The organism is Janthinobacterium sp. SUN120, from assembly GCF_030397735.1.
GTDB lineage: Bacteria > Pseudomonadota > Gammaproteobacteria > Burkholderiales > Burkholderiaceae_D > Janthinobacterium > Janthinobacterium kumbetense.
In genome coordinates this window covers 148,343-161,771 of sequence record NZ_JAPUBW010000002.1, presented here as the reverse complement: position 1 = coordinate 161,771, position 13,429 = coordinate 148,343, and the positions used below count along the sequence as shown (strand labels likewise).

General features: G+C 66.2%; 14 protein-coding genes and 1 riboswitch. Of the genes, 7 read left to right on the top strand and 7 right to left on the bottom strand.

Annotated elements, in window-relative coordinates:
* Positions 1-59 precede the first annotated feature (59 nt).
* The 6 genes from O0879_RS10410 (at position 60) to O0879_RS10385 (ending at position 5,500) form a co-directional block, all read left to right on the top strand.
* Positions 60-524 (top strand): hypothetical protein, encoded by a 465-nt coding sequence (locus tag O0879_RS10410; RefSeq protein ID WP_289916342.1) that lies wholly within the window; start codon positions 60-62, stop codon positions 522-524.
* Between the two features lie 162 nt (positions 525-686).
* Entirely contained in the window at positions 687-1,511 is an 825-nt protein-coding gene (locus tag O0879_RS10405; protein WP_289916337.1) for a response regulator, read from the top strand.
* Complete coding sequence (locus O0879_RS10400; RefSeq protein ID WP_143451504.1) at positions 1,508-1,852, top strand: hypothetical protein; 345 nt, start codon at positions 1,508-1,510, stop codon at positions 1,850-1,852. Before O0879_RS10405 ends, O0879_RS10400 begins: the two co-directional genes overlap by 4 nt.
* Positions 1,849-2,688, top strand: coding sequence for an HDOD domain-containing protein (locus O0879_RS10395; protein ID WP_289916335.1), 840 nt, complete (start codon positions 1,849-1,851; stop codon positions 2,686-2,688). Before O0879_RS10400 ends, O0879_RS10395 begins: the two co-directional genes overlap by 4 nt.
* Before the next feature lie 14 nt (positions 2,689-2,702).
* A complete protein-coding gene (locus O0879_RS10390; protein ID WP_289916333.1) occupies positions 2,703-4,166 on the top strand; it encodes an ATP-binding protein in 1,464 nt (487 codons plus the stop codon).
* Positions 4,163-5,500, top strand: coding sequence for an HD domain-containing phosphohydrolase (locus O0879_RS10385; protein WP_289916331.1), 1,338 nt, complete (start codon positions 4,163-4,165; stop codon positions 5,498-5,500). The genes O0879_RS10390 and O0879_RS10385 overlap by 4 nt, the downstream gene beginning before the upstream one ends.
* Here the strand turns inward: O0879_RS10385 and O0879_RS10380 are convergent.
* The 6 genes from O0879_RS10380 to O0879_RS10355 all read right to left on the bottom strand — a co-directional run bounded on the left by O0879_RS10380 (position 5,497) and on the right by O0879_RS10355 (position 10,850).
* The gene (locus tag O0879_RS10380; RefSeq protein ID WP_289917854.1) at positions 5,497-6,822 is read right to left on the bottom strand and encodes an ATP-binding protein; all 1,326 of its coding nucleotides are present in this window, start codon (positions 6,820-6,822) and stop codon (positions 5,497-5,499) included. The two genes, O0879_RS10385 and O0879_RS10380, sit on opposite strands and share 4 nt — an antisense overlap.
* Positions 6,823-6,909: 87 nt before the next feature.
* On the bottom strand, positions 6,910-7,581 hold the full coding sequence (locus O0879_RS10375) for a hypothetical protein (protein ID WP_289904310.1): 672 nt from the start codon (positions 7,579-7,581) through the stop codon (positions 6,910-6,912).
* Entirely contained in the window at positions 7,578-8,603 is a 1,026-nt protein-coding gene (locus O0879_RS10370; protein WP_099667239.1) for an MlaD family protein, read from the bottom strand. Before O0879_RS10370 ends, O0879_RS10375 begins: the two co-directional genes overlap by 4 nt.
* Before the next feature lie 56 nt (positions 8,604-8,659).
* On the bottom strand, positions 8,660-9,475 hold the full coding sequence (locus O0879_RS10365) for an ABC transporter permease (protein ID WP_077409206.1): 816 nt from the start codon (positions 9,473-9,475) through the stop codon (positions 8,660-8,662).
* 51 nt (positions 9,476-9,526) lie between these two features.
* On the bottom strand, positions 9,527-9,850 hold the full coding sequence (locus O0879_RS10360) for a hypothetical protein (protein ID WP_289904313.1): 324 nt from the start codon (positions 9,848-9,850) through the stop codon (positions 9,527-9,529).
* A gap of 124 nt (positions 9,851-9,974) precedes the next feature.
* Entirely contained in the window at positions 9,975-10,850 is an 876-nt protein-coding gene (locus tag O0879_RS10355) for a LysR family transcriptional regulator (protein ID WP_289916329.1), read from the bottom strand.
* A 133-nt stretch (positions 10,851-10,983) separates the two neighbouring features.
* On the opposite strand from O0879_RS10355, the gene O0879_RS10350 reads away from it, so the two are divergent.
* Positions 10,984-12,354 (top strand): MFS transporter, encoded by a 1,371-nt coding sequence (locus O0879_RS10350; RefSeq protein ID WP_289916327.1) that lies wholly within the window; start codon positions 10,984-10,986, stop codon positions 12,352-12,354.
* A gap of 16 nt (positions 12,355-12,370) precedes the next feature.
* Here O0879_RS10350 and ribB read toward each other — a convergent pair whose 3' ends face one another.
* Entirely contained in the window at positions 12,371-13,018 is a 648-nt protein-coding gene (ribB, locus tag O0879_RS10345) for a 3,4-dihydroxy-2-butanone-4-phosphate synthase (protein WP_099667243.1), read from the bottom strand.
* A 94-nt stretch (positions 13,019-13,112) separates the two neighbouring features.
* Positions 13,113-13,263: riboswitch (FMN riboswitch) on the bottom strand.
* Between the last annotated feature and the right edge of the window lie 166 nt (positions 13,264-13,429).

The window sequence follows — 13,429 nt, the reverse complement described above, 5'->3', positions numbered from 1 at the left end:
GCTTGAACGGCCACGTTTCCCGGACTAAGATTGTGTTTCTATAAAGCAAGGGGACGTGCATGCACAGGATCATGATCAAACGGGCGGCCGCTGCCGCCTGCCTCGCGGCGCTGGCCGCTTGCGCCGGCACGGGCGGCAACCATGGCACGTCCGGCATGCAGATGCCGGGCAAGGCGCCGGCCGATGCCGCCGTGGCCGCCACCTGGTACAACCCGCCCAGCGAATTTCCCGGTATTTGCCTGACCCAGTTCAAGGATGGCAGCCTGCGTTTCGACGGCGGTTTCGCCTTCTTCAATCCAGGCCGCTGGGCCTACGATGCGGCCACGTCCGAACTGCGTTTGCAGCTGGCGCCGACCCCGTCGCTGGAACTGGCGCACGCGCAAACGGTGCTGCACCAGAATTTGCTGAGAGTCGAGGCGGCCAGGAACACGCTGGTGTACGCCGTGAAGGCCGACACGCAAGCCATCGGCCTGGGCGGCTTTGTGTTTTACCGCGACACGCCTTGTCCGGCACGGCGCGGATAAATGCCGGATAAGTGCCATAGAGGAATATTTAGTCGTATAATTTCAAGGCAGGCTGGCTGCCGCGCAAGACTCTCCCGCGCGGCAAATCTCCCCTCCAGGCAAGCTCCGATATCGCCGCGGCGATGAGAGGATGGTCCGATGGATGTGCACGATGAGCATGGTATGCCAGGGACTGTGGCGGCGGACGCCGTGGCGCCGCCGCGCACCTTGCTGCTGGTCGATGACGAGCCGAATATCCTCGCTTCCCTGAAGCGCCTGCTGCGGCGCGACGGTTACCATATTTTGACGGCCGCCAGCGGCCAGGAAGGGCTGGAAGTGCTGGCCAGCCATGCCGTCGACGTCATCGTGTCGGACCAGCGCATGCCCGGCATGCTGGGCGCCGACTTCCTGCGCAAGGCCAAGCTGCTGTGCCCACAGACCATCCGCATCATGCTGTCGGGATATACCGAGCTGCAAGCCGTCACGGACGCCGTCAACGAGGGCGCCATCTTCAAGTTTCTTACCAAGCCCTGGGAAGACCATCAGCTGCGCGAGCATATCGCCGAAGCGTTTCGCCTGAAGGGCATAGACGACGACAATGTGCGCCTGAATGCGCAGTTGCGCGACGTCAACCAGGCGCTGGCCGCGGCCAATGCCGCCATGCAGGCGCTGGTGTGCCAGCAGCAGCACCAGATCAGCCGCGATGAAGTCAGCCTGGGCATCGCGCGCGAATTGCTGCAATTCCTGCCGCTGCCCGTGATCGGGCTCGACGAGGACGGCATGATCGCCTTCATCAACGGGGCGGCCGCCAGCCTGTTCGAACGGGGCGCGGCCTTGCTGGGCAACGAGGCGGCGATCGTCTTGCCGCAGCTGTTCGACGGGCAAGGCACGCCCCGCCTAGCCGCCATCGATGGCCAGCCGTATGTCGTGGCCGTCCATCCGATGGGCTTGCATTCGCGCTCGCGCGGCAGCCTGGTCACACTGAGTCGTCATGGAGCGGGTACATGAGTACAAGCGTGAGTGCAAGCGGCCGCGAGATTTCCATGGAGCAGGCGCAGGAAGGCATGGTGCTGGCGCAAGCCTTGAACGACGCCAGCGGCGCCGTGCTGCTGGCCCAGGGCGCCACCTTGACGGCGGCGAACTTGACGGCCTTGCGCAGGCGCAATGTGGAGCGCTGCCATGTCGTCATGGACGAGGAGCCGGACCCCGCCGCGCAGGCGCATGCCGAGCAGGAACGGGCGCGCCGCCTGGAACGGCTGGCCGTGCTGTTCCGCGCCACGCCGCCCGACTCCGCGGGGGCGGAACTGCTGGCGCTGCTGCAGCGCTACCGGCAAGGGGGCGCGGCATGACACGTCTCAGTTTTGAACACATCATCCGCCAGATCCAGGAACTGCCTTCGCTGCCGGTGGTGGTGCTGGAACTGCTGTCGAGTATGGACCAGGACGACACGGACGTGCATGTGCTGGCGCAAAAGATCGAACTGGACCAGGCCCTGGCGGCCAAGACTTTGCGCATCGCCAACTCCTCGTTCTACGGCATGCAATCGAAGGTCACCAGCATTCCGCAAGCCGTTTCCGTGCTGGGCTTTCACAGCATCCGCACCGTCGTCACGGCCTGCGCCCTGACGGGCAGCTTCGCGCCCGTCAGCGGCGGCTTCGATTTCCAGGCGTTCTGGCGCCACTCGCTGGCCACGGCCATCGCCGCGCGCCTGCTGGCGCCGCACTTGCGCATCAATCCCGAAACGGCGTTCACGGCGGGACTGCTGCACGACCTGGGCACCCTGGTGCTGGTGACGCGCTTCCCGGCCGAGCACGCGCTCGTGCGCAGCCACCGCCAGGCGCAGGATTGCCAGATGGCCGAGGCGGAACTGGCCGTCATCGGCATCGATCACGCGCAGGTGGGCAGCGCCCTGGCCGCTTACTGGAAGTTTCCCGCCGCGATACAACAGGCGGTGGCCGACCACCACGCAATAGAACGCCTGGACGCGGGCGGCTTGCCGCTGGCCGTGCACCTGGCCAATGCCGTCGCCCTGGCGCTCGACCTGGCCGGCGTCGACGATGCGCTCGTGCCGCCCCTGTCGCCCACGGGCTGGCGCAGCGTCGCCCTGGACGAGCCGGCCTGGCTGGCGCTGCTGCGGCAAACGGAACACACCTTCGATGAAATGTCGCGGATCATGCTGGCATGAACAGGACAGAGGCCATGGACACAGAAGCAGGGCAGGCACTGCCGGCCAAGCCGGAACGCCGCAAGACCGATTCCATCGCGCTGTCGGCGTTTTTCGACGGCCATCCCGTGGCCACGTTCGCCATCGACACGGACCACGTGATCACGCACTGGAACAGCGCCTGCGAACAGTTGACGGGCTTCACGGCCGCCGAGATGGTCGGCACGCGCGACCACTGGAAGGCGTTTTATCCGCAGCCGCGCGCCTGCCTGGCCGACTTGCTGGTGGCCGACGATATCGCATTCGGCGAAAATGAACTCTATCTTGGCAAGCTGAAGCGCTCTTCCGTGATCCCCGGCGCCTTTGAGGCCGAGGATTTCTTTGCCGATATCGGCCCCGACGGCCATTGGCTGCATTTCACGGCGGCGCCCCTGCGCGACCGCCAGGGCTGCCTGGTGGGCGCCATCGAAACCCTGCGCGACGTCAGCGAGCGGCGCCTGGCGGAACTGGCGCTGCGCAAGGCGCACGACAACCTGGAACACCTGGTGGCCAAGCGCACGGCCCAGCTGGCTGCAATGAACGAGCGCCTGGCCGACGATATCCGCCAGCGCCAGATCGCCGATCTGGAGTTGCGCGAGCGCAACCTGGCCCTGACGGAATTGAACAGCAAGCTGTCGCTGGCCCAGCAAAAGCTGCTGCAGTCGGAAAAGCTGGCGTCGATCGGCCAGCTGGCCGCCGGCGTGGCGCACGAGATCAACAATCCCATCGGCTATGTGTTTTCCAACGTCGGCACGCTGGAAGGCTACCTGGACGACCTGTTTGCCATGCTGGACGCCTATGAGGAAGCGGAACCGGCCGTCGCCGACCCCGTGGTGGCGGCGCGCCTGCGGGCGCTGCGCGAACAGATCGACCTGGATTTCCTGCGCACCGACATACCGATGCTGATGGGCGAGTCGAAGGAAGGCATTGCGCGCGTGCGCCGCATCGTGCAGGACTTGAAGGATTTTTCGCGCACGGACGCGCACCAGGAGTGGGTCTGGGCCGACTTGCGCCAGGGCATCGATACCACGCTCAATATCGTGAACAACGAGGTCAAGTACAAGGCCGACGTGGTGCGCGAATATGCCGACATTCCCGATATCGAATGCCAGCCTTCCGAGCTGAACCAGGTGATCATGAACCTGGTCGTCAACGGGGCCCACGCCATGGGCGAGGCGCGCGGACGCATCACCCTGCGCACGGGCAGCGACAACGCCACGGAAGTGTGGATCGAGGTCGAGGACACGGGCGGCGGCATCGCGCCCGAACACCTGTCGCGCATCTTCGACCCCTTCTTCACCACCAAGGCCGTCGGCAAGGGCACGGGGCTGGGCCTGTCGCTGGCCTACACGACGGTGCAGAAACACCACGGCCGCATCGACGTGCGCAGCGTCATCGGCCGCGGTACCACCTTCCGCATCACCTTGCCCGTGCGCCAGGCGCAGGCGGCCACACCATGACCGAACAGGACAGCATGAGCGCCAGCACCAGTACCAGCACCGCGCCGCCCACCATCCTGTGCGTCGACGACGAACCGAATATCCTGTCGTCGCTGCGCCGTCTGTTCCGTCCGCACGGCTACCGCGTGCTGACGGCCGAGAGCGGCGCGGCCGGCCTGGCCCTGCTCGAGAGCGAGACGGTGGACCTGGTCATCTCCGACATGCGCATGCCGCACATGGATGGCGCGCAATTCCTGGCCCAGGTGCGCCGGCGCTGGCCCGGCACCATGCGCTTGCTGCTGACCGGCTATGCCGACATCCAGTCCATCCTCGACGCCATCAACCAGGGCGAGATCTATCGCTACGTGACCAAGCCCTGGGACGAGAACGATATCGTGCTGGTGGTGCGCCATGCGCTGGAACGGCGCGCGCTGGAAGAGGAAAAACGGCGCCTGGAAGCGCTGACGGCCAGCCAGAACGTGGAACTGCAGGCGCTCAACGCCAGCCTGGAAGCGAAGGTGGCCACGCGCACGCAGCAGCTGAAACTGTCGCACGACGAGGTGCAGGCGGCCAACGAGCGCCTGAAGGCCACGTTCGTGACGACCATCAAGGTGTTTTCCAACCTGATCGAGATGCGCGGCGGCAAGCTGGCCGGCCATGCGCGGCGGGTGGCGGAGCTGTCGCGCAAGCTGGCGCAGGCGCTGGGCCTGGACGGGCAGGAGGCGCGCGACGTGTTCATCGCGGCCCTGCTCAAGGATATTGGCAAGCTCAGCTTGAGCGACGACGTGCTGGAATTGCCGGCCAGCGCCTGGACGGGCGAGCAGCTGGCCGCGTTCCGCAAGCATCCGCTGCGCGCCGAACAGCTGCTGATGGCGCTGGAGGAATTGCGCGCCGTTTCCGTGATCCTGCGCTCGCAGCTCGAGCGCTTCGACGGCGGCGGCTTTCCCGATGGCCTGGTGGGCCTGGCCATTCCGCTGGGCGCGCGCATCCTGGCGCTGGCGTCCGATTACGACGGCTTGCAGATCGGCGCCATGGTGCAGCGCAGCCTGCGCGCCGACGAGGCCCGCAGCCTGATCTACGACAGCGTCGGCAAGCGCTACGACCCGGCCGTGGTGGCCGCCTTCCGCGGCATCATGGAAGAGACGGAACCGCCGGCGCGCGACCTGACGGTGCTGTCGGGCCAGCTGGAGCCGGGCATGGTGCTGTCGCGCGACCTGATCAGCCGCGACGGCCTGATGCTGCTGGCGGCCGAACACGTGCTGACGGCCCGCGTGATCAGCCAACTGCTCGACTTCGAAAGCAAGAATGGCGGGCGCCTGAGCATCCGCGTGTACGCGCCGCCGAAAGACGCCTAGGCGTTCGTGGCGCCCGGCGGCTGCAGCGGCAGGTGCACGGTAAAGCGCGTGCCGCGGCCCACTTCCGAGGCCACGTCGATGCGTCCGCCGTGCTTGTTGACGATGCCGTACGACAGCGACAGGCCCAGGCCCGTGCCGCTGCCCACGGCCTTGGTGGTGAAGAACGGCTCGAAGATGCGGTTCAGGTGCTCGGGCGCGATGCCGGCGCCCGTATCGCCGATCTCCACCCATACCCAGTCGTCCGCGTGGCCGGTGCGGATGCTGATCACGCCGTCGCTGCCGATGGCCTGGCCCGCGTTGACGAGCAGGTTCATGAAGACCTGGTTCAGCTGCGAGGCCAGGCATAGTATCGGCGGTAGCTCGCCATAGTGTTTCTCGATGCGCGCCTTGTATTTCAATTCGTTGGCGACGATATTCAGGGTGCTGTCCAGGCCCGCATGCAGGCTGGCCACTTGCCAGTCCGTCTCGCCCACGTGGGAAAAATCCTTCAGCGCCTGCACGATGTCGCGCACGCGTTTGAGGCCATCCATCGATTCGCGCACCAGGTCGCCGATGTCGTCCTGCAGGAAGGCCAGGTCAGCCTGCGCGCGCACCTGGGCCACCCTGTCGGCCAGGGCGGGGCCGTCGAGCGGCTCGCCCATTGCCGCCTCGTATTGCGCGATGACGTCGAAGAGGGTGCCGACATAGCCTTGCAGCGAACTCATGTTCGAATTGACGAAGCCGATCGGGTTATTGATTTCATGCGCGATGCCGGCCGCCAGCTGGCCGATGGACGCCATCTTTTCCGATTGCAGCAGCTGGTCGTGCGCTTCCTGCAACTTGCTGATCAGTAGTTGCTGCTCTTCGCCACGCGCCTGCAGCATCGCTTCCATGCGCTTGCGTTCCGTGATGTCCGTCAGCGAGCCGATCACCTCGAACGGCACGCCGTGCTCGTCGCGCACGAGGCGCAGGCTGTCGTGCATCCACAGATAGCTGCCGTCGCGCACGCGAAAACGGTATTCATAGGCGCGCGCGCCTTCGACGAAGATCTGCGCCAGGCTGGAAAAGATGCCGGGCGCATCGTCGGGGTGGATGTGGTCGAACCAGAAATTGGGGTCGGCCACCATTTCCTCGGGCTGGTAGCCCAGTACATTGAGGGCATTGTTGCTGACGAACGTCATCTTGAAGTCGCCGCTGGGCACGGTGCAATAGATGATGGAGGGGGTATTGTCGAGCAGGTATTGCAGGCGCACGGCCGTGGCGGCCGAGGCGTCATCGCCAGGCGCCGACCCGGCATGCCGGCCGGTATCGGGAGTGGAAAGGTCGAAATCCTCGAACTGCATCGTCACACCTCGCTGCCTGCACGGCCTTGATGTCATCCCCGCTCGATTATGCCTGATTCTGCCTGCCCTGGGCCGCCAGCGGCGCGCTCAGGGGGCCAGCGGCTGTTCGACGATCGCCATGCGCCGCGCGATGCGCTGCGCCGCCTGCGTATCGCCCGCCTGTTCGGCGCGCAGGCGCTGCACGCCCAGCCACGCCAGCAGCGGACGGCGCCAGCCCTGGTCCGAGGCCGTGGCGACGGCCGTATCGAGCAGCTCCGGCGTGGCGCGGCTGGCGCGCAGCAGCACGCCGGCCGCCACCAGCTGCGACAGCGGGTCCTTGATGGCGGCCACGGCGCTGGCGGCGGCCGTGTCCGAGCCGGCGCCGGCAGCCGCCCGCTGCGCTTCCGGCAGCAGGGCGACGTCGGCCGTTTGCGCCTTGCCGGCCAGCCAGGCCGCATACGCGCGGTCGGCGGCGGTCGCGTCGGCTTGCAGGGCGTCAAAGCCGGCGCAGTCCTCGAAGGCCAGGCTGGCCACGCGCGTGGCGCAGCGCAGCAGTTCGATGCGCGCCACCAGTTCGAGCTTGCCCGTGCCGGCCACCTGGCTGCGGGCGCGCCGGAATTCCGTCTGTTCGACGAGGGCGTTGCCACTCAGGTAAGCCGCTTGAAACCGTTCGACGGAACTTTGCGCATTCATTTTCCAGTCCGGCACGGGCGGGCCGCTGGAGCAGGCGGCCAGTGTTGTCATGGCCAGGGCAGACAGGAGGATATTGATATTTATCATGGCAGTTTGATCTCCGGATTGCGCTTGAATGGCCATTTGCGGTTGATTTCATTGACCAGCTGCTCGACCTTGCGCAGATTGCTTTCCACGTCCGCGCGCAGCGGACCCAGGTCGGCCGTGGCCGCCTTGGCGTTGGCGCCCACGGCTTGCGCCTCGACCAGCACGGCGTCGACTTTTTTCAGGCTGTTGCGCGTGTCGGCCAGCAGGGCGTTCAGCTGCACGATGGTTGCCTGCGCATCCGTCATCACGCCCTTGTCGCCGAAGACGCGCGTATCGGCATTGGCCACCAGGCCATCCGTGCGGCGCGCCAGCTGGTCGGCCGTGACCAGCAGGGCGTTGGCCCGCTCGATCAGCAGGCGCGACTGCTTGTCGTCGCCCGTCAGCAAGCCCATGGCCCCGCCCGGACCGCTCAGCTTGCCCGTCACGGCCTGCACGTTGCGCATGGTGCCGTCGAGCGCGGAATCGCTGCCCGTCAGGTTGCCCAGGTTGTTCAGCAAGTCCTTGGCGGCGGCCAGCAGGCGGGGAATTTCCGCCGCCATGTCGCCCACCAGCAAGTCGCGCGTGGCGTCGTCAGGCAGGGGAGGGTCCGTCAGGATGCCGCTGTAGGCGCGCAACTTGGCGCCGCCCACGATGCCCCGTTCCAGGGTGAAGATGGAGCTGGTGCGCAGCCAGTGCGCGTCCTTGCGCGGCACGTCGATGATGACGCGCGCGCGCCCGTCCGGCGCCAGCTCGATGCGCTGCACGCGGCCGATGGGAAAGCCGGAAAAGGTCAGGTCGGCGCCCACGCCGACGCCGTCCGAATCGTCGGCCGTCAGCACCAGCGTCTGCGTCGCTTCGAAGGCGCCGCGTGCATACATCAGGTAGACGACGGAGCCGACCACCAGCACGAACATGAAGACGAGCAAAATGGCCGCCTTCAGTTCCGCGTGGCGGACGGGCGGCGGGGCGGGCAGGACGGCATCTTGCGCGACACCGGCGGGCGCCGTCACGTCGACCTGGTCGGGATTTTGGGGTTGGCTCATGGCTTCTGGCTCTCGTTTGGGTGGTTCGGGGATGGCTGGCGGCGGCGGGCGGGGCATCAGTAGTAATTGCCCATCAGCGAAGCCACTTCGACCAGCAGGATGACGGAAAACAGGCGCAGCATTTCAGACAGGCCATGCGCGGCCCACAGGCGGTTGCGCCGGCCGTGCGGCTCGTCCGGATAGTAGGAAGAGGCCAGCGGGATCAGGGCCACGGCAAAGCTGAAGAAGATGACCTTGAGCATCAGGATCAGGGCCACGGCCGGATTGAAGATCTGTCCCACGACGCGCGTATAACCCTGCAGCGCCCACGGCGTAAAACCGTAGATGGTGATGTAGGCGAGGATCAGCGAAGTGACGCAGCTGACGATGGCCAGCATCCACACGGCAAAGATGCCGGACATGACGCGTGGAAAGTATTCGCGGCGCAGCAGGTCGACGCCCTGGCGCTGCATGGTATCGAGCATGCCGGAAGAGCGCATTTGCGCAAACGCAATGCCGTCGGGCAAAGTCAGGCGCAGCGCGACGAACAGGGCGGCCGTCAGCGGGATCAGTTCCAGCACCAGCACGCGCACCACCATTTCCAGCGCATAGCGCGACAGGCCGTAGCTTTGCGCGCTGACGACGACGATGCGGATGAGCACCAGGCTGACGAGTGCGCAGGCGACGCTGAACCACACGAGGTTCGGCGCCGTGTTCGTCACGAGGCGGTGCGCGAGGATGGGGCGGTTGTCGCGGTTATAGCTCGACGGCGACAGGGCCAGCGAAAACACGAGGATGGCGAAATGCAGCATGCGCCACCAGCTGACCAGCCAGGCCATGGTGGCCCGGTGCAAACGGCGCAGGCTGATGATGAGGGAGACGGATAGGGTCATCATGGCATCTTAACATCAGCCCGCCCCGGCAAGCACGGCTAGCGTGCGCGGCTATCCGAACAGGGCGAAGCCGGCCATCACGACCATCAGCACGGCGATGTATTGCATCGGAATCCAGAACAGGGTGTGGCGCTTGCGCAGGATGACTCTTTCCTGCGTGGCCGGGTCGATCAGTTCGCGTCCTGGCGCGTTGTTCAGGCGCACGCCCGCATACCAGCTGGCGGCGGCTGCCAGCAGGAAGGCCAGGGCCAGGGTCCACGTGTGGCTCTTCGTGTATTCCTCGCCCAGGGTGGCGCCAAACAGCGCTTGCGCGGCCAGTACGACGATAAAACAGATCAGGGGGGCGAGTATGCCGAAGCCTTGCCAGATAAGCATAAAAATTCTCCAGTGGAATGAGGGAACCCGCGGCGGCGTGGCGGTGGCTATGCCCGGCGGGGCTGCGGATTTTATCAGACTTACCAAAAAGAAAGTTTCTTCTCGGCACTATTGTGCGCGGCTGTCATGCGGTGCTGGCGGTGGCCACGCTGGCGATGATGGCATCGGCCGCCGCGCGCACGCGGGCAGAGCGGTTCAGGTCGGCATGCATGACGAGCCACACGTCATACGCTTCCGCCCGCTCTGGCCAGATGCGCACGAGCAGCGGGTCGATATCGCCCAGGTGGGTGGCCAGTTCGGCCACGCCCAGGCCCGCGCGCGTGGCTTCCTGCAGCATCGCCGCCGAGTTCACTTCCATGGCCACCCGGGCGTTGGCGACGGATTCGCCGGCCAGTTTTTCCGCGTGACGGGGCGCCACGGAATGGTGGTAGATGACGATGTCGTGTCCGGCCAGCGCCGTGCCGCGCACGGGTTCGCCCCGCTGCGCCAGGTAGCTTTTCGACGCATACAGGCCCAGGCTGCGCTTGACCAGGTGGCGCGAGATCAGGTCCGGGTCGGTGGGGCGCACGGCGCGCACGGCCAGGTCCGCTTCGCGCCGCGTCAGGCTGGCCAGCTGCGGCGCCACGTGCAGCACGATGCGGATGTCCGGGTGCGCCGCGTGCAGCCGCTGCATGGCGCGGATGACGAAGTGGCTGGCCATGGTGTCCGTGGTGGCCACGCGCACCAGGCCGGACAGGCGGTTGTCGACGCCCTGCATCTCGCGTTGCAGCTTGTCGGCCGCCCGTTCCATCGCTTCGGCCGCGTTCAAGGCCAGCTCGCCGGCCGGCGTGGGCACGTAGCCGGACGGCGTGCGCAGGAACAGGGTGGCGCCCAGCGAGCTTTCCAGCGCGGCCAGGCGGCGCCCGCACGTGGCCTGGTCGATGCGCAGCAGGGCGGCCGCGCCGCGCAAGGTGCCGGCCCGGCCGATGGCCAGAAAGATGCGCGCGTTATCCCAGTCCATAAGCCCAGTCCATGGTTTGTTTTCCTGTCGTTATCGTGATGCATTTTTGCATCATTGTGCCGATTTTATGCCTGTTTACTGCATTCTTCAACACTCGCATAATGACTGCCCCCCGTCCCTGCAAGGAAATACCATGCCTGCCCCCACACCACGCCGCGCCAGCGGCTTGATCCTGCTGACCCTGGCGTTCGGCTTCGTCATGGCCATGCTCGACGTCACGGCCGTCAACGTGGCGCTGTCCGATATCGCGCTGGACCTGGCCATACCGCTGACGGGCCTGGTGTGGGTGGTCGACGGCTACACCCTGACGTTTGCCGCGCTGCTGCTGGCCGGCGGCGCGCTGGCCGACCGCTACGGGCCGAAAGCCGTGTACCAGGGCGGCCTGGGCGTCTTCATTCTCGGTTCGGTGCTGTGCGGCGCCGCGCCCGACGGGCATTTTTTGACGGCCGCGCGCCTGCTGCAGGGCGCGGGCGCGGCCCTGTTCATGCCCAGTTCGCTCAGCCTGCTGACGCACAGCTTTGAAGACGAGCGCGAACGCACGCGCATGCTGGGCGCCTGGTCGGCGCTGGTGGGCGTGGCCGGCGCGTCCGGCCCCCTGATCGGCGGCATCCTCGTGCACCAGTTCGGCTGGCGCAGCGTGTTCTGGGTGAATGTGCCGCTGGGCGTGCTGGCCATCGTCATGGCGCAGCTGTTGCTGGCCGCGCCGGCGCGCCAGCCGCGCGATTTATCGCTGTTCAGCCATGCGCTGGGCGTGGCGGCGCTGGCGGGCCTGAGTTTCGTGCTGATCGAAGGTCCCGTGCTGGGCTGGCTGTCGCCGGGCGTGCTGGCGGCGGGGGCCTTGACGGTGCTGTCCGCCGGGCAATTGCTGCGGCGCGAACGCAGCGGCAGCCACCCGCTGTTACCGCGTGCACTGTTTCACAGCAGCAGCTTTGGCGCGGCCAATGGCGTGGGTTTTTTGATCAACTTCTGCGTGTTCGGCCAGCTGTTCTTGTTGAGCCTATTCCTGCAGCAGTCGGGCGGCGCCGATGCCTTGCAGTCGGGCTTGCGCCTGCTGCCCATGATGGCGGCCTATACGGTGGGAAACTTTATGGCGGGAAGTATTGCGGCGCGTCATGGCACGCGCTTGCCCATGCTGCTAGGCTTGCTGGTAGGCGCTGGCATGGCCTTGCTGCTGATGGCCTTGCGTCCCGGCACGCCATATTTCCTGCTGGCGCTGGGCACGGCCGTGATGAATGTGGCCATCGGCATCGCCATTCCCGCCATGACGGCCACCGTGATGCGGGTGGCCGGCAAGCAGCATGCGAACAGCGCGGCGGCGGCCTTGAATGCGAACCGGCAAATCGGCGCGCTGGTGGGCGTGGCCCTGATCGGCAGCATCCTGCACATGGTGCCGGACTGGTCGCTGCGCCTGCCGCTGGCCTACGCGACGATTGCCGTCGCGTATGGCCTGGCGGCGGGCCTCGTCTACCGCCACGTGCATTTACCGAAGGCCGTGGCCGCCTGAAGGCTGGCTTGACGGATTATTGCCCGCGCGTGCTGCGCCACTCCACCAGTTCTTCGATGGTCAGGATCGGCATGCCGTGCAGTTCGGCGAAGCGCTCGATATCGTCGCCGCGCATCATGGTGCCGTCCGGGTTCATCAGTTCGCACAGCACGGCGGCCGGGTTCAGGCCCGCCATGCGCGACAGGTCGACGGAGCCTTCCGTGTGGCCACGGCGCTCGAGCACGCCACCGGGCGCGGCGCGCAGGGGGAAGACGTGGCCAGGGCGCACCAGATCGGCGGGCTTGGCGTTCGGCGCGATGGCGGCGCGGATGGTGGTCACGCGGTCGGCGGCCGACACGCCCGTCGTGACGCCGTCGCGCGCCTCGATGGAGACCGTGAACGGCGTGCCGTAGCGGCTGCCGTTGTCGGACGACATGGGCGGCAATTCCAGCGCGCTGACGACGTCCGTCGGCAGGCACAGGCAGACGATGCCGCTGCATTCGCGGATCAGCAGGGCCATGGTTTCGTTCGTCAATTTCTCGGCCGACAGGATCAAATCGGCTTCGTTTTCACGGTCGAAATCGTCGAGCAGGATGACGGGAATGCCGGCGCGCATGGCGGCCAGGGCGGATTGGATGCGACCTTCCAGGTCGTTGGAAAGCAGGGTATAGCTGTTGACTAACATGGTGAAACGCTCCTCGCATAGGCGAAAAACGCTGCAGGGCAAGCGAATAGACGCAACTGGCCGCATCGCCTTGGCGATGGGACATCACACTACTGCACATCTTCTTTCATCCGGACTATACCGTCGGCTCTGGAGTCACACCAGATCTGCTGACCTCGCCAAGCGGTGCCTGGAAAGCGCTCGCGGGCTTGACCGTTGCCGGTCTTACCGCCGGTGGGGAATCGCACCCCGCCCCGAAGACGTCGTTGTGCCGGTCCACATGACCGGCGGCAACACTTTAGCACAATTGAAAAAATATGGCAGGGCACCGTTCAGTTTGTCATTCGACAAAGTTGCCCGGGGAAAGCCGTTTTTCCTAAGCTGTTTTTAATGGCGGAAACAGGATTTCAGTGTATGGTATGCCTACTGAAT